The organism is Pseudomonas sp. nanlin1 (assembly GCF_045571515.1).
Lineage (GTDB): Bacteria > Pseudomonadota > Gammaproteobacteria > Pseudomonadales > Pseudomonadaceae > Aquipseudomonas.
The window spans coordinates 4,024,396-4,046,892 of record NZ_CP124218.1; the positions used below are offsets into that span (position 1 = coordinate 4,024,396).

General features: G+C 62.4%; 17 protein-coding genes. 6 read left to right on the forward strand and 11 right to left on the reverse strand.

Annotation, left to right across the window (positions count from 1 at the left end):
- Positions 1-146: 146 nt before the first annotated feature.
- Positions 147-2,756: a bifunctional aconitate hydratase 2/2-methylisocitrate dehydratase gene (gene acnB / locus QCL65_RS18470; RefSeq protein WP_407316923.1), complete on the forward strand. Its 2,610-nt coding sequence runs from the start codon at positions 147-149 to the stop codon at positions 2,754-2,756.
- Between the two features lie 75 nt (positions 2,757-2,831).
- Here the strand turns inward: acnB and QCL65_RS18475 are convergent, their stop codons facing one another.
- The 4 genes from QCL65_RS18475 to QCL65_RS18490 all read right to left on the reverse strand — a co-directional run bounded on the left by QCL65_RS18475 (position 2,832) and on the right by QCL65_RS18490 (position 7,018).
- Complete coding sequence (locus QCL65_RS18475; RefSeq protein WP_407311261.1) at positions 2,832-3,332, reverse strand: hypothetical protein; 501 nt, start codon at positions 3,330-3,332, stop codon at positions 2,832-2,834.
- Between the two features lie 116 nt (positions 3,333-3,448).
- On the reverse strand, positions 3,449-3,949 hold the full coding sequence (locus tag QCL65_RS18480) for a hypothetical protein (protein ID WP_407311263.1): 501 nt from the start codon (positions 3,947-3,949) through the stop codon (positions 3,449-3,451).
- Between the two features lie 98 nt (positions 3,950-4,047).
- Positions 4,048-4,944 carry a 1-aminocyclopropane-1-carboxylate deaminase/D-cysteine desulfhydrase gene (locus tag QCL65_RS18485; RefSeq protein WP_407311265.1) on the reverse strand — a complete coding sequence of 299 codons (897 nt, stop codon included), beginning with the start codon at positions 4,942-4,944 and terminating at the stop codon, positions 4,048-4,050.
- A gap of 37 nt (positions 4,945-4,981) precedes the next feature.
- The gene (locus tag QCL65_RS18490; RefSeq protein ID WP_407311267.1) at positions 4,982-7,018 is read right to left on the reverse strand and encodes an FAD-dependent oxidoreductase; all 2,037 of its coding nucleotides are present in this window, start codon (positions 7,016-7,018) and stop codon (positions 4,982-4,984) included.
- Between the two features lie 218 nt (positions 7,019-7,236).
- Here QCL65_RS18490 and QCL65_RS18495 point away from each other — a divergent pair, with 218 nt between their 5' ends.
- On the forward strand, positions 7,237-8,145 hold the full coding sequence (locus QCL65_RS18495; protein WP_407311269.1) for a nitrilase-related carbon-nitrogen hydrolase: 909 nt from the start codon (positions 7,237-7,239) through the stop codon (positions 8,143-8,145).
- A 2-nt stretch (positions 8,146-8,147) separates the two neighbouring features.
- A complete protein-coding gene (locus tag QCL65_RS18500) occupies positions 8,148-9,182 on the forward strand; it encodes an AraC family transcriptional regulator (protein WP_407311271.1) in 1,035 nt (344 codons plus the stop codon).
- 223 nt (positions 9,183-9,405) lie between these two features.
- On the opposite strand, the gene QCL65_RS18505 is transcribed toward QCL65_RS18500, so the two are convergent.
- The 4 genes from QCL65_RS18505 to QCL65_RS18520 form a co-directional block, all read right to left on the reverse strand.
- Positions 9,406-10,200, reverse strand: a complete 795-nt coding sequence (locus QCL65_RS18505; protein WP_407311273.1) for a DUF2242 domain-containing protein — start codon at positions 10,198-10,200, stop codon at positions 9,406-9,408.
- A gap of 167 nt (positions 10,201-10,367) precedes the next feature.
- Entirely contained in the window at positions 10,368-11,630 is a 1,263-nt protein-coding gene (gene aroA, locus QCL65_RS18510; protein WP_407311275.1) for a 3-phosphoshikimate 1-carboxyvinyltransferase, read from the reverse strand.
- 111 nt (positions 11,631-11,741) lie between these two features.
- Positions 11,742-13,097 (reverse strand): methyl-accepting chemotaxis protein, encoded by a 1,356-nt coding sequence (locus QCL65_RS18515; protein ID WP_407311277.1) that lies wholly within the window; start codon positions 13,095-13,097, stop codon positions 11,742-11,744.
- Between the two features lie 107 nt (positions 13,098-13,204).
- Positions 13,205-14,899, reverse strand: a complete 1,695-nt coding sequence (locus tag QCL65_RS18520; protein ID WP_407311279.1) for an acid phosphatase — start codon at positions 14,897-14,899, stop codon at positions 13,205-13,207.
- A gap of 226 nt (positions 14,900-15,125) precedes the next feature.
- Between QCL65_RS18520 and QCL65_RS18525 the strand changes: the two genes are divergently transcribed.
- Genes QCL65_RS18525 through QCL65_RS18535 form a run of 3 tightly spaced genes read left to right on the forward strand, consistent with a single transcriptional unit; the run spans position 15,126 to position 18,431 of the window.
- Positions 15,126-16,136: a zinc-binding alcohol dehydrogenase family protein gene (locus QCL65_RS18525; RefSeq protein WP_407311281.1), complete on the forward strand. Its 1,011-nt coding sequence runs from the start codon at positions 15,126-15,128 to the stop codon at positions 16,134-16,136.
- A gap of 14 nt (positions 16,137-16,150) precedes the next feature.
- Positions 16,151-17,677, forward strand: coding sequence for a UxaA family hydrolase (locus tag QCL65_RS18530; protein ID WP_407311283.1), 1,527 nt, complete (start codon positions 16,151-16,153; stop codon positions 17,675-17,677).
- Positions 17,678-17,726: 49 nt separating this feature from the next.
- Entirely contained in the window at positions 17,727-18,431 is a 705-nt protein-coding gene (locus QCL65_RS18535) for a FadR/GntR family transcriptional regulator (protein ID WP_407311285.1), read from the forward strand.
- Positions 18,432-18,448: 17 nt separating this feature from the next.
- Here QCL65_RS18535 and uxuA read toward each other — a convergent pair whose 3' ends face one another.
- Genes uxuA through QCL65_RS18550 form a run of 3 tightly spaced genes read right to left on the reverse strand, consistent with a single transcriptional unit; the run spans position 18,449 to position 22,425 of the window.
- Complete coding sequence (gene uxuA / locus QCL65_RS18540; protein WP_407311287.1) at positions 18,449-19,630, reverse strand: mannonate dehydratase; 1,182 nt, start codon at positions 19,628-19,630, stop codon at positions 18,449-18,451.
- A 15-nt stretch (positions 19,631-19,645) separates the two neighbouring features.
- Positions 19,646-21,106, reverse strand: coding sequence for a mannitol dehydrogenase family protein (locus QCL65_RS18545; RefSeq protein WP_407311289.1), 1,461 nt, complete (start codon positions 21,104-21,106; stop codon positions 19,646-19,648).
- 17 nt (positions 21,107-21,123) lie between these two features.
- On the reverse strand, positions 21,124-22,425 hold the full coding sequence (locus tag QCL65_RS18550; protein ID WP_407311291.1) for an MFS transporter: 1,302 nt from the start codon (positions 22,423-22,425) through the stop codon (positions 21,124-21,126).
- Positions 22,426-22,497 lie beyond the last annotated feature (72 nt).

Consider the following 22,497-nt stretch of genomic DNA (forward strand, 5'->3'; position numbering starts at 1 on the left):
CCCTTCTACCGGCGTAAAACTTTGAAAGCAGCTTCTGTAAGGAACCTTCGACACCCAGGCTAATGGGCCCAACGGCCATTTAGTGCATGGGGGCTTAGGTTTGCTGGATGAGCGTCCCACCGGGACCACTGATGAGGGTAATAACTGTGCTTGAAGCCTATCGCAAACACATCGAAGAGCGTGCCGCCCTGGGTATCGTGCCCCAGCCGCTTAACGCCGAACAAACCGCAGGCCTGGTCGAGCTGCTGAAAAATCCCCCCGCCGGCGAAGAATCCGTCCTCCTGGACCTGATCACCAATCGAATTCCTCCAGGCGTTGACGAAGCCGCCTACGTCAAGGCCGGTTTTCTCTCTGCCCTGGCCAAGGGCGAAGCCACCTCTCCTCTGATCGACAAGCAGCGCGCCGTCGAACTGCTGGGCACCATGCAGGGCGGCTACAACATCGCCACCCTGGTGGAGCTGCTGGACGACGCCACCCTGGCACCCATCGCCGCCGAGCAGTTGAAGTTCACTCTGCTGATGTTCGACGCTTTCCACGACGTCGCTGAAAAAGCCAAGAACGGCAACGCCCACGCCCAAGCGGTGCTGCAGTCCTGGGCGGACGGCGAGTGGTTCAAGAAGCGCCCGACCCTGGCCGACAAGATCAGCCTGCGGGTATTCAAGGTCACTGGCGAAACCAACACCGACGACCTCTCCCCGGCCCCCGATGCCTGGTCGCGCCCGGACATCCCGCTGCACGCCCTGGCCATGCTGAAAATGGCCCGCGAAGGCATCGTGCCTGACCAACAAGGCGCTATCGGCCCGATGAAACAGATCGCGCAGATGTACGCCGACGGCTACCCGGTCGCCTACGTCGGTGACGTGGTCGGTACCGGTTCTTCGCGTAAATCGGCTACCAACTCGGTTCTGTGGTTCTTCGGTACCGACATCCCCTACGTGCCGAACAAGCGCGCCGGTGGCTTCTGCTTCGGCACCAAGATCGCGCCAATTTTCTACAACACCATGGAAGATGCCGGCGCCCTGCCGATCGAGTTCGACGTGTCGAACATCAACATGGGCGACGTGATCGACCTGTACCCGCACCAGGGCAAAGTGTGCAAGCACGACTCCGACGAAGTCATCACCACCTTCGAAATGAAGACCCCGGTGTTGCTCGACGAAGTTCGCGCCGGTGGCCGTATTCCGCTGATCGTCGGCCGTGGCTTGACCGACAAGGCCCGCGCCGAGCTGGGCTTGGGCCCTACCGACCTGTTCAAGCTGCCAGAAGCGCCGGTCGACACCGGCAAGGGCTACACCCTGGCGCAGAAAATGGTCGGCAAGGCCTGCGGCCTGCCAGAAGGCAAAGGCGTTCGCCCGGGCACCTACTGCGAACCGCGCATGACCACCGTCGGCTCCCAGGACACCACTGGGCCGATGACCCGCGACGAACTCAAAGACCTCGCGTGCCTGGGCTTCTCGGCTGACCTGGTAATGCAGTCGTTCTGCCACACCGCGGCCTACCCCAAGCCTATCGACGTCACCACCCACCACACCCTGCCAGACTTCATCCGCACCCGTGGCGGCGTGTCGCTGCGCCCTGGCGACGGTATCATCCACAGCTGGCTGAACCGCATGCTGCTGCCCGACACCGTCGGCACCGGTGGTGACTCCCACACCCGCTTCCCGATCGGCATCTCGTTCCCAGCCGGTTCCGGCCTGGTAGCTTTCGCCGCAGCCACCGGCGTTATGCCGCTGGACATGCCGGAGTCGGTGCTGGTGCGCTTCAAGGGCAAGATGCAACCTGGCATCACCCTGCGCGACCTGGTGCACGCCATTCCGTACTACGCCATCCAGAAGGGCCTGCTGACGGTCGAGAAGAAGGGCAAGAAAAACGCCTTCTCTGGCCGTATCCTGGAAATCGAAGGCCTCGACGACCTGACCGTCGAACAAGCCTTCGAACTGTCCGACGCCTCGGCCGAGCGCTCCGCGGCAGGTTGCACCATCAAGCTGCCGGAAAAAGCCATTGCCGAGTACCTGAAGTCCAACATCACCCTGCTGCGCTGGATGATCAGCGAAGGCTACGGCGATGCCCGGACCATGGAACGTCGTGCCCAGGCGATGGAAGCCTGGATCGCCAAGCCTGACCTGCTGGCCGCCGATGCCGACGCCGAGTACGAAGAAATCATCGAAATCGACTTGGCCGACCTGAAGGAGCCAGTCCTCTGCGCGCCTAACGACCCGGACGACGCCCGCCTGCTGTCCAGCGTGCAGGGTGAGAAAATCGACGAAGTGTTCATCGGTTCGTGCATGACCAACATCGGCCACTTCCGCGCTGCCGGTAAGTTGCTGGACAAGGTCAAAGGGCAATTGCCAACCCGCCTGTGGCTGTCGCCGCCGACCAAAATGGACGCGCATCAGCTGACCGAGGAAGGCTACTACGGCATCTACGGCAAAGCCGGCGCGCGCATGGAAATGCCGGGCTGCTCGCTGTGCATGGGTAACCAGGCACGGGTAGAGCCGAACGCCACTGTGGTGTCGACTTCCACGCGTAACTTCCCTAACCGCCTGGGCGATGGTGCCAATGTGTACCTGGCTTCAGCGGAACTGGCGGCGGTCGCGTCGATCCTCGGCAAGCTGCCTACCGTCGAGGAATACATGGAGTACGCGGCAAGCATCGACAGCATGGCGGCAGACGTTTACCGCTACCTGAGCTTCGACCAGATCGCCGAATTCCGTGAGGCTGCGGCCAACGCGAACATTCCGGTCGTGCAAGCTTGATGTAACTTAGCTGTATAAAAAAACCCGTCCTCGTGACGGGTTTTTTTATGCCTCGCTTATTGAGGCGAACGGCGCTCAGACAAACTCTTTTATCGTCGCTCGAAAACGACCGATGGGGCCTTGGAAGGTGCTCAAAAAATGCAGGAATTGTGGGTATGGCGTACTAAGGCTAGACGTTCTGCGGTGGTAATACGCACAGACCCGTTTACCTTCAGGGTCGCGCCAATAAAAATCAAAACTCTTGGCCTGCTCGTTGCTGCTGAGCACCTCAACTTTCCAGAAGTCAGAAACCTTGGCGATATTGTAGAGCCCTAAAAAACCACTGATACTAACGCCGACTTTCGCTCCCGCGTAATCCCCGGCAGAGGGCGCACCGCTGACCATGTAATGTATTCGGTCGGAGGTATGTTCCAAATAATCGAAGCGCAGTTCCAACGTCTGGCCCGATGGGAAGTCGTAAACCAGCCAGCCCTCGCCGCCTGCACGAAAATTGCGATCGTAATCTACAGAGCGGTACTTGTCGGCTATCTTGCACTCTAGCGATGCGATGAATGATTTGCCTCTGATATCCAGCATGATTGACCTCCTGGTCATGTCAGGTGACGCGTCAAACTCTAAAGCCCTGTCCGGTGGGCTTATCAGCCTGAAACCTTTGTCATCGACAGCGCAAACGGGATGTAAGTTAATCGCGCTCAAACAAACGCTTTTATCGTCGCGCGAAAAATACCGACGGTGCCTTGCAGGGTGGTTAAAAAATTCAGAGAGGCCGGGGACGGTGAACTAAAGCTAGACGTTCTGAGGTAGTGATACACACACACGCGTTTACCTTGCGAGTCGCGCCAGTAAAAATCGAAACTATTGGCTTGCTCGTCGCTGCTGAGCACTTCCACTTTCCAGAAATCAGTCACGCTGGCGATATTGTATAGCCCTAAAAAACCATTGAGACTGGCGCCGATCTTCGCGCCCGCGTAGTACCCGGCAGAGGGCGCACCGCTGACCCTGTAATGTATTCGGTCGCAGGTGTGTTCCAGATAATCGAAACGCAGCTCCAAGGTATGGCCCGCCGGGAAGTCCCAAACCAGCCAGCCGCCTCCGGCAGTACGATCGTTGTTATCGTAAACAACTGGGCGGTAGTCTTCGAATATCTCGCACTCTAAAGATGCGATGAATGATTTGCCTCTGATATCCAACATGATTGACCTCCTGGTCATGTCAGGTGATGCGTCAAACTCTAAAGCCCTGACCGCTGGGCTTATCAGCCTGAAGCCTTTCACGTCGACATTCCCGCCCGTCAACGAGGCCGGGATCGATCACCTTGGAGCCCACCTGTGTGCACGAATACCCAGCGCGAGCGTGGAGGCAGGCCTGAGGCGCTGACGTGCTGTTGCAGGGCCATGAGGGCCTTGCCGGTATACACCGGCTCCAGGGGCACCCCGCTGTGCCGCTCGCAGGCAGCCATAAACGCCAGTAACTGCGGGTCAATGCGGGCGAAGCCGCCCCGGCTGGCGTCAAGCAACTGCACGTTGCGGGCATTCAAGGCCGCGATCTGTTCGGCCACGCCATGCCCCGGTGGCACCGCCATGGCAGCGAACACCGGGCGGGCGCCGCCCTCGGCCAAGGCCAGGCCCGCCGCCGTGGTGCCAGTGCCTGCGGCCAACCACCAGCCATCGAAATCGGCCCACCCCAGCTTGCCCAGTTGCGTCTGCACCTGCGCCAGCAACGGCGCGCAACCGGCCGCGCCGAGGGCCCCGCCACCGCCTTCGGGCACCGCCAGCAGTTGTGGGTAACGCTGCTGCCAGCTGGCCCAAAAGTGCGGTTGGTGGCGCTCGCGATAACCGCCATAACCCAGCCAATGCAATTGCATGCCCCATGCCTGAAGGTCATCGGTGGTTGGCGTGCGTTGCGCGTGGCCGCGGACCAACCCGACCGTTTGCAGGCCCAGACGCTGGCCTGCGGCGGCCAACGCGTGAAGGTGGTTGGAGTGGGCACCGCCAAGGCTGATCAGCCCGGCGTAACCACCCGCCAGGGCAGCGCGAACGTGATGTTCGAGCTTGAACCATTTGTTGCCGCTGATCAGCGGGTCGATAAGGTCCAGGCGCAGCACCGCCACTTCCACCCCGGCTTGGGCCAGCCAGGGCAGGCACAGCAGGTGCAATGGGGCGGTGGGCAGCTCGATGGGGCTGGACATGACAGGCTCGGCCGGTGGCAAGGCAAAGCCCGACAGTTTACAACGCCGCCGCCAGCCGTGAACCTTGATTGATCGCGCGTTTGGCATCGAGCTCCGCCGCCACATCGGCGCCGCCGATCAGGTGGACGTGCTGGCCTGCGGCGAGCAGACCATCGTGCAGCTCGCGCAGGGGGTCCTGGCCGGCGCAGATCACCACGTTGTCCACCGCCAACAGTTGCGGTTCACCCTCACCGATGCGGATGTGCAGGCCGTCGTCGTCGATTCGCAAATACTCGACGCCGTTGAGCATCTGCACCCCTTTGTTTTTCAGGCCCGTACGGTGGATCCAGCCAGTGGTCTTGCCCAGGCCGTCGCCGACCTTGCTCGCCTTGCGCTGCAGCAGATATACCTGCCGAGCCGGCGCATGGGGCTGCGGTTTGACCCCAGCCACCCCGCCGCGGGCGGTCAAGCTGGTGTCGATGCCCCACTCCTGCCAGAACGCTTCGCGGTCCTGACTGGTGGATACGCCCTGGTGCACGAGAAACTCGCTCACATCGAAACCGATCCCCCCGGCACCTACCACGGCCACGCGCGGCCCCACGGCGCGACGTTGCAGCAGCACGTCCAGGTAACCGAGCACTTTCGGGTGGTCGACGCCCGGTATGGCTGGCAACCTCGGCACCACCCCGGTCGCCAGGATGATCTCGTCGTAGCCGCCAGCGACCAGCGTCGCCGAATCGACCCGACTGCCCAAGCGCAGGTCCACCCCGGTCCGACTCAGCTTGTGGCGGAAGTAACGCAGGGTCTCGAAGAATTCCTCCTTGCCTGGCACACGCTTGGCCACATTGAATTGGCCACCGATTTCGCTGCCGCTGTCGAACAGCGTGACCTGGTGCCCGCGCTCGGCAGCCACCGTTGCCGCGGCCAAGCCGGCGGGGCCGGCCCCCACCACGGCGATACGCTTGGGCTGCGCGGTGGGCAGGTAGTTGAGCTCGGTTTCGTGACACGCCCGGGGGTTGACCAGGCAACTGGTCAGTTTGCCGCCGAAGGTATGGTCCAGGCAGGCCTGGTTGCAGCCAATACAGGTGTTGATCTCATCGCCTCGCCAGGCGGCGGCTTTGTTGACGAACTCGGGGTCGGCGAGAAAAGGCCGGGCCATGGAAACCATGTCGGCATCGCCCTCGGCCAGAATGCGCTCGGCCACTTCCGGGGTATTGATGCGGTTGGTGGTGATCAGCGGCACGCTGACCGCACCCCGCAACTTCGCCGTCACCTTACTGAATGCGGCACGCGGTACCTTGGTGGCGATGGTCGGAATGCGCGCCTCATGCCAGCCGATGCCGGTGTTGATCAAAGTCGCACCGGCACGCTCGACGGCCTGGGCCAATTGCACGATCTCGGCCCAGTCGCTGCCACCCTCGATCAAGTCGAGCATCGACAAACGGAAAATAATAATGAAGTTCGGCCCCACCGCTTCGCGGACCTGGGTCACGATGGCCACCGCCAGGCGCATGCGGTTGGCATAGCTACCGCCCCAGTGATCAGTGCGGTGGTTACTGTGGGCGGCGAGAAACTGATTGATGAAGTAGCCTTCGGAACCCATGATTTCGACGCCATCGTAGCCGGCACTCTGGGCCAACCGAGCGCACTGGACAAAATCGGCGATCTGCTTCTGGATACCCGCCTCATCCAGTTCATGGGGTTTGAACGGGTTGATCGGGGCCTGAATCGCACTGGGCGCGACCAGCTTGGGGCTGTAGGCATAACGCCCAGCATGCAGGATCTGCAGGCAGATCTTGCCGCCAGCGGCGTGCACGGCCGCCGTCACCTGGCGATGCTGTTCGGCTTCTGCCTCGGTGCTCAGCTTGGCCGCACCGGCATACACCCCGCCCTCCTCGTTGGGCGCAATCCCACCCGTGACCATCAAGCCCACGCCGCCCCGGGCACGCTCGGCGAAATACACCGCCATGCGCTCGAACCCGCCGGGCTTTTCTTCAAGGCCCGTGTGCATAGAGCCCATCAATGTGCGGTTGCGCAGCGTGGTGAAGCCCAGGTCAAGGGGGGCCAATAGGTGTGGGTAAGGGGTCAAGGGCATGGCGGACGGCCTCGGAGCGAATCACGGGATGCGAGCACCTCACTGGCAGGTGGGGCCCGTCGTATGGAGCAGACAGTACGGTGGACTCCGCCGCGCCTCAATGACTGAAAGTGACAAGTTATTGATCCAAGCGTACAGTCGTGGGGCCTTTGGGTAGGCGGTTGAGATTAGAAGATCGGGGGCGAGCCCCCTCCTACGTTCGGTTGAATTTGTATTTCATGGGTAAATTTTTGATAGCCCTGGCGCTGTTGACGATGCTGGGTGCAGCAGGCAGCTACGCCTTTTGGGCGCAACAACGTCCTGTCAGCCATTACCTGTCTGACTTGCGCATCCAGGTCGATCCCGACCAGGGGTCGCCGGGCGATCGAGGTAATGTGCTGGGGGTAGAGACGGCGTTGTCTGCAGGGGACTATCAAAGCCTTGAACGCTTGCACCTAAAGCTTGCCGCCTACCTGCAAGAAGCGCGCGAGCACGGTTTGATCAACGCAAAAACCGTGGTGGTGCTGCCGGAACAGGTCGGCACCTGGCTGTGGGCGGTGGGTGAAAAACCGCAGCTGTACCTGGCCGAAGAGCGCAAAGAGGCCCAGCATTGGCTGGCGCTCAGCAACCCGCTGCGCTTTGCCTGGGCCTACCTGACCGCCAGTGGCCAAGACCGCTTGGCCGACGCCCGCTTGCGCATGAAGGCCGCCGACATGGCGCGCGACTACCAGCAACTGTTCGGCGGCCTGGCACAGGAGTTCGCTGTCACGCTGGTTGCCGGCACCATCGTGCTGCCTGCCCCGTATATCGACGAAGGCGTGCTGCACCCGGGCTCAGGTGCGCTGTACAACGTCAGTGTGGTGTTTAGCCCTGAGGGCCAGGCGCTGAGCCAGCCTCAGCGGCAATTGCGCCCCGCCGCTAACGAACAGGGCTACCTCACCGACGCCGGCGATGAGCCCCTGCAAGTGTTCGAGACCCCTGCCGGGCGTTTGGGGTTGTTGGTCGGCCCAGACGTCCGCGACGCAGCCAATCATCAGCGGCTCACGGCGCTGTCGGCTCAGTTGGTCGTGGTACCCGCCGCCCAGGCCGGCATTCAGCCTTGGGCTGGCCATGGCGGTAAACCTCGCCTGCGCAACCAATGGCGGTGAACGTGCCCGGCCCTCGGGTGCGCCTGGGTGATCTGTCGGTAGGCTTTATCCAGTGCCTGGCCCAGGCCCTGCGAGCAGCGGGGCAGCCGCCGGATGCGCTGTTGCAGCGTTTTGGCCTAGACTCTGCGCGCCTGGGCGAGCCCGACGCACGGTTGTCGATCGCACGCTACATGCGCCTGGGCCATGCGGCCATTCAACTCAGCGGTGACCCCGCATTGGGCTTACGCATGGGCCAGGCCAGCCGCCTGAGCCAGTTGGGCCTGGCCGGGATCGCGGCGGCTCAGGCCCCCACGGTGCGCGAGGCGGCCCGCACGCTGATCCGCTTCGAGCCATTGTATGCCGCCAACTATCGCGGCAACTCCAGCTTCCATGAAGACCCCAAGGGCGCTTGGCTGCGCTTTTACTCCATTAGCCCGTATAACGACTACAACCGGTTTGTGGTCGACTCGGTGCTGTCCGGTTGGCTGAACCAGCTGTCCAGCGTGGCCGGCAGCCCGCTATTGGCCGAGCAACTGGAGATAGAATTCGATGCACCCGCCTACGCGGCGCAGTATGTGCCGTTGAGCAATGCCCACGTGCAGTTTGGCGCACCGCTCAATCAGCTCCGGCTAGGCTTGCAGGCGCTGGGCCTGCGCAATGCAGACCATTGCCCCAGTACCTGGAAGCAAATGCTAAGGGTGTGCGAGCGGGAATTGGAGCAACTGACCCGTACCCGCCATCTGCGCGAGCGGGTGATTCAGCTATTGGGGCCGCTGCTCAGTGGCGGCCGTGAGCCTGACCTGGAAGAGGTCGCGGTGCGCCTGAAGTTGCCCACCTGGACACTGCGGCGCAAGTTGGCGGATGAAGGCACGCACTTTCGCGCGATCCTTAACGACACCCGTCGCGACCTGGCCATGACTTACATCCGCGATACGGAGTCGAGTTTCGGCGAAATCGCTTACCTGTTGGGGTTCGCATCCGCGGAAGCGTTTCAACGGGCATTCAAACGCTGGACGAGCCAGACGCCCGGGGAGTTTCGCCGCGCTTCACGGCATTGAGCCACGGCGCGCACGGCGGTTTAAGTTGGGGAACGCCCGACGCTAGAGTTCGGTGGCGTCTTCTACTGCGTCGGGTACATCTTGCTCGCGAGCACGTGCTTCGAGCCACTCTTCTTGATAGTCATCCATATCGCTGTCCTAAGTAGCGCTTCAGTTCGTCTTTTACTGACCACTCGGTCAGCATAAAGTGCCTGAATGACGCTATCGTGACAACCGCCTTGGCTCAAGGCGCGGGCTCGCCTGGGGTCTCCTGTGCAGGCACCAGGGGTGCAGGCTCTGGTGCAGGAGCCAGCGGCTGTGAGGCGCCGGGGGTTTCCGTTGCCGGCATCTCGGGGGCTGGGGCAGCTTGCTCGGGGGCGGCCTGTTCGGTTGCAGCCGGCTCAACAGCAGCCGGTGCTGGTGCAGGGGCCGGTGTAGTCACCTCCGGCATGCCCAACTCACTCTTGGGCTTCTCAACGATGTGGGCTGCCTGCTTGGCTTCGGCGGGCATGAAATTTTCAACCAGGCCAAAGTAGCGGTCATAGAATTTGTCGGACGCCACCGTCTCGCTGGCGACTTTTACCATGGAGTCATCGGTGGAACCGATCGGCATCGACACCGACCCGAGAATCCCCACCCCCAAACTGGCGGAATTGTTGACCTTCTTCAACGCATAGCGGTCGACCAAGGCATTGGCAAACATCGTGGAAGAGTTAGCGCCGCTGGCGTCGGCCGCGCAGACCACATTGAAGGTGATCTCCAGGTGGGTTTCGCCGGTTTGCTGAAAGCTTTTATGCCCACTGACCAACTTGGCATCGTTGCTGGTGATGATATAGCCCTGGCTCAGTAACGCGCGGCGCGCCGCCTCGCAAGACACCGCTTCACTGGCCGGGTAGGTGCGCGAGAACGTGCCGGAGTCGTCAAAGTTCTCATGTTCGTAGATGGCTGGTTTTTTCGACGAACAGCCGACCACGCCGGCCACCAATAGCACGAGTACGACGCCTACCCGCAGGGCGCCTGAGCCTGTGTGATTCAACATTATCAACCCTGGAAAAACGAACTGGGGCCCATTGTGCAACACAACGGGCCCCGTCCTTGGTGAAATTAAGTTTCGATCAACCTACAACCCTACTACGCATTGGCCAAAGGAAAAAGCCAAAGCGTCTTGCGTGCAGGCAGATGTCACCTCTTCTCCCAGCATAAGCGCTACTGGTCGAAGCGCAACTGCACACCGAGTGACTGCAGCGCCTGCCAGTACCCCGGATAGGTCTTGGCCACGCAATCTGGGTCCTGGATGCGAATGCCGGGGACTTTCAAGCCTGCCAAAGCAAAGCACATGGCGATGCGATGGTCGGCATGGGTATCCACCAAGGCGTCGCTGACGTGATCGGCCAAGCCTGGGTCCGCCGCCACCAGCAGGTCGTCGCCCTCGACCGTGGCCAAACCCGCGCGAATGGCATTGAGGCCGTCGTGCAACGCCTGCACGCGGTCGCATTCCTTGACCCGCAGGTTGGCCAGTTCGGTAAAGCGCACGGGCGTACGGTTGAACGCGGCCAGCACCGCCAGGGTCGGGATCGCATCCTGCATCTGCGAACCCACCACCACGGCGGGCATGTGCGGGAACTGGGCGATGACCTTCTGCGCCTCGGCATCGGGTTGGGTGAACGCCGCGTCCGCGACGCCCAGATCGATGCGACCGCCAGTCAATGCTTGCGCCGCCCACAGATAGGTGGCTGCTGAAGCGTCCGGCTCGATATGGTAGTCGGTGGCCTTGTAGCCGCCAGGCGACACCCGCCAGGTGGTGTCGTCCAGGCTCTGCACCTGCGCGCCGAACGCCTGCATGCAGGCCAGGGTGAGGTCCACGTAACCGCGAGCGCCGATGTCCTTGCCGGTCAAGGCGACATCGATCGGCGCCTGGCCGCACGCCGCCAGCATCAACAGCGCCGAGACGTATTGGCTGGATAAACCGCCATCGATCTCGAAGCGTTGCGCAGTAACTTGGCCTCGGCCTTGCACCTGCACCGGCGGGCAGCCGGTGGCGCTGCTGGCGTCGACTCCACCTCGGCTGAGCGCTTCCAACAGCGGGCCAATGGGGCGCTTGCGCATATAGTCGTCGCCATCGAGGGTCACGGCGCCATCGACCGTGGCCACCGCTGCGGTCAGAAAGCGCATTGCGGTGCCGGCATTGCCCAGGAACAGGGCTTGCTCGGGCATGCTCAGGCGCCCCTGGCCGGTCACCACAAAAGTGGTGGCATCCGGTTCGTCTATGCTCACGCCCATCTGTCGCAAGGCGTTGGACATGTGCCGGGTGTCATCACTCTTCAATGCGCCGGTCAGACGGCTGGTACCGCTGGCCAGGGCCGCGACCAGCAGGGCACGGTTGGTGATGGACTTGGAACCTGGCGGGGTGACCTTTCCGTTCAAGGCAGACCCAGGTGGCGTGACCGTGACGGTTTTTTGCGTGCTCAACGTTCGACTCCCTCATTCGGCACCCGCCCCGAGGCAATCCGGGGCGCTAATGGGGGCCTATGATGCCATGTCTGTCGAGCCGATGGAGGCGTCACGTGCGTTGGACAGGCCTCAGCCCACCCAACCGATGGCGGTTTTAGGGATGACCTCCGACTCATCGAGTTTGGAAGCGAACATGCTAACCGCCTCCACCGCATCACTGGCGCCATCACGGATCTGTACGATGACCTGGCCAGCCTGGTCGGCCAGGGTCACGCCCCGATGGGCGCCGGCCTCGGTGGATTTCATGCTGGTGACCGCCTCCTGGGTTTCAGCGACGATCCTGCCGATCATTTCGGCGATCTCAGCCGTCGAACCGCTGGTGCGCCCCGCCAGTTGCCGCACTTCATCGGCCACCACGGCAAAGCCGCGGCCCTGATCACCGGCCCGTGCCGCCTCGATGGCCGCGTTGAGGGCCAGCAGGTTGGTCTGATCGGCAATGCCACGGATGGTATTGACGATCGCGGTAATCTGCTCCGAGCGCGCGCCCAATTGCGCGATCAGACGCGCCGAAGAGCCAATATTCTCGGCGATCGAGCGCATCTCTTTGGCGGTTTCCTGAATCACCTGGGTACCGTGCTCGGCGACTTTTTCGGTCTCGGCGGAAATATGATAGGCGCGAGAGGCGCTGCGCGAGTCTTCCTCGAATTTTTCCACCCGCTCGGTGATATTACTGGCGAACTTGACCACCTTGCACAGCTTGCCCTCGGCGTCGTACACCGGGTTATAGGTTGCTTCCAGCCACACCACCCGGCCATGCTTGCCCAAGCGTTTGAATTGCCCGGCGAAGAACTCGCCGTGGTTCAGACGCCGCCAGAAGTCGGCATATTCCGCGCTGTTGACCAGGCTCGGCTCGCAGAACTGCCGATGGTGTTTGCCTTTGATTTCATTCAGGCCGTACCCCATGACCTGGAGAAAATTGGTATTGGCCGAGAGCACATTGCCATTTAAATCGAATTCAATGACGGCCATGGCGCGGTCCAGCGCCGTCAGCTTGGCGGCGGTTTCGCTTTCCAAGCGCACCTTGGCGGTGACGTCCAGGGCGTACTTCACCACTTTGAGCACCCTGCCCTGTTCGTCCAGTACCGGGTTGTAGCTAGCCTCCAACCAGATGCTCTGACCCTTGGCGTCGATCCGACGAAACGTCCCCGAGACAAATTGCCCAGCCTTCAACGAAGCCCAAAAGTCGCTGTACTCACGGCTCGCCACCAAAGCCGGCGGGCAAAAGTCGCGGTGGCTCTTGCCAATGATTTGCTCGGCGCGGTAGCCCATGGCGGCCAGAAAATTGTCGTTGGCGCGAATGATTCGGCCATCCAGTTCGAACTCGATGACCGCCATCGAGCGCTCTAATGCAGTGGTCAATCCTTTGAAAATTGCAACTTCGGCCTCCTTGGCCGCTAGCTGTTTCTTGAGTTTATGGTCGAACATGGTGGGCCACCTCAGGGCTGAATCATCTATCGGATGATTACCTAGAGGTTATCGGCGCGATACCTGAAGGCATGAATCGAACCCTGAGTAAAGCGATGAAGGGATGGCTACACGGGAAATTCCAATGCTGCGGTAAGGTCCCCCATCGGCACCTGGCCACGGGCGAGCATGGCTTGGTCGCGCTGTTGCAGGCCGTCGAGTTTTTCCAGGCCATGGACACGGGTAATCAAGCGCAACACCGATGCGGTGTCATAGACCGTGTGATCCACCAGCCCTTTGCGCGCGAACGGCGAAACCACCAACGCGGGGATGCGTGTGCCGGGGCCCCAGCGGTCGCCTTTGGGCGGCGCGACATGGTCCCACCAGCCGCCGTTTTCATCGAAGGTGACCACCACCACCATCTGCGACCACTGTGGGCTGGCGCGCAGTACTTTAATCGCCCGGTCGATGTGGCGGTCGCCGGAGGCCACGTCAGCGTACCCGGCATGCAGGTTGAGGTTGCCCTGGGGCTTGTAGAAGGTCACGGCCGGTAACTTGCCCGCCTCGGCATCGGCGAAAAAACGGTTAGTGCTGGACTCGTCCCCCAGGCCGCCGTCGCGCAGACGCCGCTGACGCTCTTGGGGAAACTCGGGGCCCTGGCGTTTGAAATAATTGAACGGCTGGTGGTGGTACTGGAAGTTAGGAATTTTGGGGATCCCTGCCGAATCCTTGAATTGCTCCAGGGTGACCTGCCAGGCGCCGGCGTACCAAGCCCAATCCACGCCTTTTTTCGACAGTTTGTCGCCGATGTGCTCATGCTCCTGCGGCACCAGCACACTGGCCAGGCCCGGCTTGGAGTAATCGGGGTTGTCCGGGTCGCGCAGCCAGGTGGGCCAATAGGGTGGCGCCAGGGTGTTCACCGCATAGCCGTCGGGGGTCAATGCACTGGGGCCGAACTGCGGCGGCCCAGTCATGGCGCTGGCGGGTGACGCCTCCAGGGGTTTGAGGCGGGTATCGAGCGGGTCATCGCTTTGCAGGGTGGCGATCACCGCGCTGGCAGGCGAGTTGCGCGCATCCGGGTAGAAGGGCGCGGTGGCTGAAATCAAGTATTGGTGGTTGAGAAACGACCCACCAAAGGCCCCCTGAAAGAAGTTGTCACAGAGCACGAACTCCCGCGCCACGTCCCACAAGCGTAACGAATAACGGGTTTGTGCGTAGTGCCCCATGGTCAGGCCACCGGCATCGCCCCAGGCGACAAAACCATCGTTCTTGCCGCCGTTGATCTGCATCTGGTTCTGGTAGAACACGTGCCACAGGTCCCGCGTGACCAAGCCCAATGGCAAATCTTCGCCATCCGGCCCTTTAAGCGCATAGGGTGCATTGGCCAGGTTTTGCTGAAACTGGGTGCCCACCGGGTAGGTCACCCCATCCAGGGTTTGTGGCCCCACCTGAAGCACGCCGCCCCAGGTGGCTGGCAAGGTGGTCAGCGGGCTACCGTTGCGGTCGCGCTGCTCGCTGGCCTGGGCACTCACCGCCGACAGGGGCTGCTCGACGCCGGGAAAATTGCCGAACAGGTTATTGAAACTACGGTTTTCGGCGTAGATCACCACCACTGTTTTCACGTGCTCGCGCAGGGCTTGATCAAGCGCCTGGCCGCTCAGCGGGCGCGCCTTGGCTTGCCCAGGCTCCGCGGCGGCGTTGGCGTAGCCGCCCAAGGTCGCCCCCGCGCCCAGTACTGCCACGCCACCGAGGAAGCGTCGGCGGCTGCTGTCGGCGGGAGCGGGCTCGGAGGGGTCGCGCAGATCGTCTGGGGTGTCTGTCATGTGGGCTACCGGGTCGGATATGGATGTTTCAAGATGTGTCCGCTGAGCGTATTTGCTTAATATGACGTAATCGCGACAGCACGCAAACCCTCCCCCAAAGCAACTGGTCAGTCCAATTCATTATTTTTGATATTGGTCTTGCCAATGTATGAGCCAAGGTTTAGCGTTCAGGTAGAGATCATCTGGGCAACCACCTGCCCGCTTATAACAAAAAGAGATCCTTACCATGCTGACTGTTATCTGCAACGCCCCTGGTACGTTAACCGCTATCGACCGTGAAAAACCGCGGCGCCAACCTGGCGAGGTGCTGATCCGCGTCAAGCGCGTCGGCGTCTGCGGCACTGACCTGCACATTTTTACCGGCAACCAGCCCTACCTCGATTACCCGCGGGTGATGGGCCACGAATTCTCCGGAACCGTCGAAAGCGCCGACCCTGACTGCGGCCTAGCCCTAGATGACGTCGTCTACGTGATGCCGTATTTGTCCTGTGGCACCTGCGTGGCGTGCCGCCAGGGCAAGACCAACTGCTGCACGCGCATTCAGGTGCTCGGGGTTCACTGCGATGGCGCGTTTACGGAGTACCTCAGTGTGCCCCAGCAGTTCGTCCACAAGGCGGCGGAGATTACCCTGGATCAAGCTGCCATGGTCGAGTTCCTGTCCATCGGCGCCCATGCGGTACGCCGTTCCAACCTTCAGGCCGACACCCACGCGCTGGTGGTAGGCACCGGCCCGATCGGCATGGCTGCGGCCATCTTCGCCAGCCTGCGCGGGGCCAAGGTGACGGTGCTGGACACCCGCGACGACCGCTTGGCGTTTTGCCAGGCGCACCTGAATATCCACGCCGCCGTGAAGATAGGTGAGCACGACCAGCAGCAACTGGCTGACCTGACCGACCACGATTTTTTCGATGTGGTGTTCGATGCCACCGGCAACGCCAGGGCCATGGAGCGCGGCTTCGAGTTCATCGCCCACGGCGGCACCTACGTGATGATTTCCGTGGTGCGCGACTCCATCACCTTTTCCGACCCCGAGTTTCACAAACGTGAAGCCACCCTGATGGGCAGCCGCAACGCCACCCTGGAGGACTTCCACTACGTAGAGCAATGCCTGCGCGATGGCCTGATCCCCGATGCCGCCCTGAACACCCATCGCCTGACCTTGGGCAACGTCGCCGAGGCGTTCAGCACCCTGCTCGACCCCACCCAGGGTGTCGTCAAAGCCATCGTCGAATGCTAACCGTGAGGCGTCCCATGCATCCTTCAGCCGCTTTACTGGTACTGAGCCCCGGTGACGATGTCGCCGTGGCGCGCGGTGACATCGCCCCCGGCCAACGCCTGCAAGCCGACGGCATTGCGCTTATCGCCGAACAGGCGGTCCCCTCTGGGCACAAGATCGCCCTGCGCAAAGTGGCGGCGGGCCAGCGGGTACTTAAGTATGGCCAGACCATCGGCCAGGCCACCCAAGACATCGCACCGGGTGAGCACGTCCACGTGCATAACCTGGCGATGCCGGCGACCAGCACTGAACACAGCCTGACCAATGTTTACCAAGCCACCGTGCCAAGCCAGGTGGCCGCCACGTTTGAGGGCTTCGTGCGCGCGGATGGCCGGGTCGCTACCCGCAATTTCATCGGCGTGATTGCCAGCGTCAACTGCTCGGCCACGGTGTGCAAACAGATCGCCCAGGCCTTTACCGCCGAGCGGCTGAAGGCTTTCCCCAACGTCGATGGCGTCGTCGCAATCACCCATGGCAGCGGGTGCGGAATGGGCGCCAAGGGTGAAGGCATCGACATCCTCAAACGCACCCTGCGCGGTTACGCCGACCATGCCAACTTCGCTGCTGTGCTGCTGATCGGCCTGGGTTGCGAGGTGAACCAGTTGACCCCGCTGATGGAGGAACTGCGCGAGCGCCCCGCCGCGCTCAAGGCCAGCCTGGTGATCCAGGACGCCGGCGGTACGCGCGCAACCGTGCAGCGCGGCATTGCCCAGATCGACGCCATGTTACCTCTGGTGGATGCCTGCCAGCGCACTACCGTTGCCGCGCGGCATCTGTGCGTCGGCCTGCAATGCGGAGGCTCGGACGGTTATTCGGGAATCACCGCCAACCCTGCCCTGGGCGCCGCCGTAGACTTATTGGTGCGCCAAGGCGGCACGGCGGTACTGTCGGAGACCCCGGAAATCTATGGCGCCGAACACCTACTGACCGCCCGTGCGGCGTCGGCAGACATCGCGGCGCAGCTAATGGCCAGGATCCACTGGTGGGAAGCCTATGTGCGCGACAATGCCGGCGACATGAACAACAATCCCTCGCCTGGCAATAAGGCTGGCGGTATCACCACCATTTTGGAAAAGTCCCTGGGGGCCGTGGCCAAGGGCGGCGCCAGCGGGTTGATGGGGGTGTACCGCTACGCGCAGCCGGTGGACACCCAGGGGCTGGTATTTATGGACACCCCTGGCTATGACCCGGTCTCGGCCACCGGCCAGGTGGCTGGCGGCGCCAACCTGCTGTGCTTCACCACGGGACGCGGTTCGACCTACGGCTGCAAGCCAACGCCGTCGCTGAAAATCGCCACCAATACCCGCTTGTTCGAGCACATGGCCCTGGACATGGACTTCAATGCCGGCGGCATCGTCGATGGCCTGGAGTCGGTGAGCGAAGCCGGCGCGCGGTTATTTCAGTTGATGCTCGACACCGCCTCCGGGCGGCGCACCTGCAGCGAAGACAACGGCCTGGGCGACAACGAGTTCTTGCCCTGGCAAATGGGCGCGGTGATGTAAGCGGGGCGCTATGGTAGCCTGCGCAGACTCTCCGAGGGACGCCCTGCCCATGGCCTCTGCGCTAAACACCGCCGAACAAAAGCCGTACCAGAAAATCGCCGAGCAGCTTCGCGCTTACATCGCCCAGGGCGATTTTAGCGCGGGCTCGCGGCTGCCCCCGGAACGCGACCTGACCCAACTGCTGGGGGTGTCGCGCCCCTCGCTGCGCGAGGCGCTGGTGGCCCTGGAGATAGAAGGCGCGGTGGAAATCAAGATGGGCTCGGGCGTCTATGTGCGCAAGCCGCCCACAGCCGCGCAACCCGCCCGCCAAGCCCTGGGCGAGAGCCCATCGGAACTGATGCAGGCACGCGCGCTGATCGAAGGCGAGTCCGTGGTCCTGGCCTGTGTGCATGGCAAGAAAAGCGACCACCGCTATTTACAGGCGTGCATCGAGGCCATGCGCGCCAGCATCGCGCAAGGGCAGGCGCCGCTGGAAGACGACCGCAAGTTTCATCAGCGCCTGGCCAAAATGAGCGGCAATGGTGCGCTGGTGCGGATTATCACCGCCCTGTTCGATGAGCGGCACACCCCCCTCTCGGCGCACCTGAGCAAGCACGCAGAAAACCGCCTGACCTGGGAAGCGGCCGTCAGCGAGCACGAGGCGATCCTGGCCGCCGTCGTTCGCCAGGATGTGCTCGGCGCGCAAACCGCCATGCGCCTGCACCTGAGCCGCTCGGAAAACCGCTGGCTACGCGTGCTGGAGCCGGAAGACTGACGTTACTAAGCGCCCCGCTATGGCGCGCCCAGTTGCCGCCGAACCGCCAGCTCCACGCCCCGCAGTTCCGCCAGGCCCTTGAGGCGACCGATCAGCGAATAGCCTGGGTTGCTGTGCCGGTGCTGATCATCCAGCAGTTGATGGCCGTGGTCCGGCCGCAACGGTAGGCGTGGGCCGCCTTCACGCTGACGCCGACGTTCTTCAGTTACCAGCGCGGTGATCACCCCCACCATGTCAACGTCACCGCCCAGATGATGGGCCTCGTGAAAGCTGCGCGGGTCGGCTTCGCGGCGGGTCGAACGCAGATGGGTGAAGTAAATGTACGGCGCGAACCGCGTGGCCATGGCCACCAAGTCGTTGTCGGCCCGCACGCCATAAGAGCCGGTGCAAAAGGTCAGGCCGTTGGCCGGGCTGGGGGCCGCGTCCAGCAACCACTGCGCATCTTCAGCCGTGGAGAGAATTCGCGGCAAGCCGAGCAATGACCGTGGCGGGTCGTCGGGGTGGATCGCCATGCGCACCCCCGCCTGTTCGGCCACCGGGATCACCGCCCGCAGAAAATACCCCAGGTGCTCGCGCAGCCGCGCTTCGTCGATGCCTTCATAGGTACGCAGCAAGGCGCGGAAGCTGTCCAGGCTGTAGTGTTCTTCGGCACCGGGCAAACCGGCGATCAGCGTGTTCACCAGGGTCTCACGCTGCTGCGGCGTAAGCCCTTCGTAGTGGGCCTTGGCCTGGCGAATATCCTCGGTGCTGTAATCGGCTTCGGCCCCCGGGCGCTGCAGGATGAACAGGTCGAAGGCGGCGAAGGCGGTCTGATCGAAACGCAGCGCCCAGCCGCCATCGGCCAGTTCATAGGCCAGGTCCGTGCGGGTCCAGTCCAGCACCGGCATAAAGTTGTAGCACACGATATCGATGCCGCACTGCGCCAGGTTGCGCACGCTTTGCTGGTAGCGGGCGATGTATTCGTCGCGCCGCTCGCCTGCACGTTTGATGTCCTCGTGCACGGGAATGCTTTCCACCACCGACCAGGTCAGGCCGGCGGCTTCGATCATCTGTTTACGTGCGGCAATGGCCTCCAGCGGCCATACCTCACCGTTGGGAATGTCGTGCAAGGCGGTGACGATGCCGGTTGCACCGGTTTGCCGGATGTCCGCCAGGGAGATAGGGTCCTTGGGGCCAAACCAACGCCATGTCTGTTCCATTGTTGAGCTCCGGTCTTATTGGTCAAAGGTTGCAAAGGTGGGCAGCAGGTTGCCGAGGCCGTCACGGGCCAGGGCGGCGCTGGCGCGATGCACGGCCTGGCGAAACGCTGGGCGGTCTGCCAAGGCTGCGGGAAATACTTGGTCCAGCGCCAGAAAGGCATCCACCAAGGCCTCCCCGGAGAACCTGGCGGCCAGGTCGGCAAAGGTCGCGCGCAACGGGTCGTCGACCTGCTGCGCCGTACCGTCGGCCTGGGGCTGGCTGCAATAGTGAATCCAGGCCGCAATGCCCAGGGCGGTGCAAGGCATGGGGCGGCCTTGGTCGAGCAGTTGTTGCGCGCCCAGCAGCCAACGCTGTGGCAGCTTTTGCGAGCCGTCCATGGCGATCTGACGCAGCCGGTGTTGCAGGCTGTCGTTGGCAAAGCGCGCCTTCAACTCGCTGGCATAGCCGGCCAGGTCGCTACCCGCCGGCATGTCCAGTGTGGGTGCCGCTTCCTCGGCCATGTAGCGGCTGATCAAGCGGGCCAGATCGGCATCGTTGATGGCGTCGGCCACATAGGTGTGGCCCGCCAACACCCCCACGTAAGCCAATAGCGAATGACTGCCATTGAGCATGCGCAGTTTCATGGTTTCAAAGGGGCGCACGTCCGCCACCATCTGCACGCCTTCGGCTTCCCAGTCTGGGCGCCCGAGGGGGAAATGATCCTCGATGACCCACTGGCTGAACCCCTCGCAGACCACGGCGGCAGGGTCATGGCAGTCAAGTTGCTGAGCGAGCTGGGTGAAGGCTGCCGCGTCCATCGCGGGAACAATTCGGTCGACCATGGAGCCGGGAAACGCCACGCATTCGAGCACCCATTGCGCCAACTCCGGGTCTTGCTGCGCAGCCAACGCACTGACGGCCTCGCGGGTGCGCTGGCCGTTGTCGGGCATGTTGTCGCAACAGAGCACGGTAAACGCCGCGACGCCTGCCGCACGCCGGCGGCGCAATGCTTCCAGGACAATCCCCGGCGCCGTGCGCGGGGCCTGCGGGTGGGCGATATCGTGGACCACCCCAGGGTCGTCTAGGCGCAGCCTCCCCGTGGCCGGGCTTAAACAGTAGCCTTTTTCGGTGACGGTCAGCGTGACGATACGCGTCTGCGGCGCCGCCATGCGCTGCAGCAATTGCTCCAACTCTGCACCGCCCTCGCCCACATACAACGCTTGGCGCAGCACGCCGATCTCGCGCAATGTAACCTGTTCGCGGTCGCGGTATTCGGCCACATGGTAACGGCCATCCTGCTCGCGCAATTGCTCGACCAGGGTGCGATTGGAGCGCAGGTTCGCGCTGCACACCCCCCACTCGCTGCCCCCGTGGCGTTCCAGGTGGCGTTGCAGGTACACCGCCTGGTGGGCCCGGTGAAAGGCGCCCAGGCCCAGGTGCACTATGCCGATCTCACCGACAGCGCCAGTAGAAGGCACACGTTTTACTACAGGCATCGACACGCTCCTTCTGCTCAAGGCCGGCCGGGGCTGGCTAACGGCCCGGCTGGCTGCGAACGAGTGGCTGACTCGCCAGCGTTATCCACCACGGCCAGGGGTTTGACATAGCGGGCCACGCACACGGCGCCGATCACGGTCAACAACCCCGCCAACAGGAAGGCGCTGGTGAACGAACCGGTGAACTGCACCAGAAAGCCGGTCAAGGTTGGGCCGATGATCCCCGAGGTATTGGCCAGAAAATGCATGAACCCGCTGACCCCACCCACTCGCGCGGCGGGCACGGTGTCTTGAATGATCGCCCAGTAAATGGCCCCGGTGAGGTACAGAAAGAACACCGCCAAGGCCACCAAGGCGACCGCTGGATACAGGGTTCTTACCAAGCCGGCGATGCCAATGCAGGCGGCGCAGGCCAACAGGCACGTGACCAACACTACTTTGCGCGAGAACATCATTCGCCCGGTTTTCTTGAACACAAAGTCGGAGATGAAGCCGCCCAGGGCCAGGCCGAGAAAGCCCAGTAACCAAGGGATCACCGTGGCGATACTCATGTCCTTGACGTTCAGGCCGTGGGCCATGGTCAGGTAGCTGGGGAACCAGGTGAGAAAAAAGAACAGCGTGTAGTTGTACGAAAAGAACGCCAACGCGGTAAACAGTACGGTCGGCTGCTTGAGGTAGTAACGCAGCGGATGAACCGGCAGCGCGGCCATATCGCTAAGGCCTTCAGCCTGAACGATCTCCTCGGCGACCTTGCCTTCAGGCTTGTCTTTGACGAACTTGAACCACACCAACGCCCAGATCAGGCCGATCACCATAATGATGATAAACGACACCTTCCAGCCATAGCTGATGGCGATAAAACCCACCACCGGCCCGGAAATCGCCCCACCCAGCGGCGTGCCAGACATTGAGGTGCCGAGCGCCCGGGCCCGGTTGCGCGGGGTGTACCAGTTGTTGACCATCTTGCTGGTGGTCACACTCAGCGGCCCTTCACCCATGCCGAACAGAATCCGAATCAGCACCAAGGAGGCGAAGCCGACGGTCAACACCGTCAAACCGCTGAACAACGACCACAGCACCATGGCAAGCAGCAGGGTGGTCTTGGCCCCGTAGCGGTCGGCTGCCCAGCCGCCGATAAAATTGAAAGCCGCATAACCGACAAAAAAACTGCTGAATATCATGCCCATCTCACCCGTGCTCAGACCGTAGTCTTTCTGGATGAAAGGGGCCGCCACCGACAATGCCGAGCGGTCGAGGTAATTGATCACCCCCGCCAGGAACAACATGATGATGACTAAGCTACGTCCTTGACCAAACATGGTGGAACCTCCCGCTTGTTGTGTTTATTCGGTGAGGATGCCCGTGACGGGCATGTTGAAACGGCGGTACGG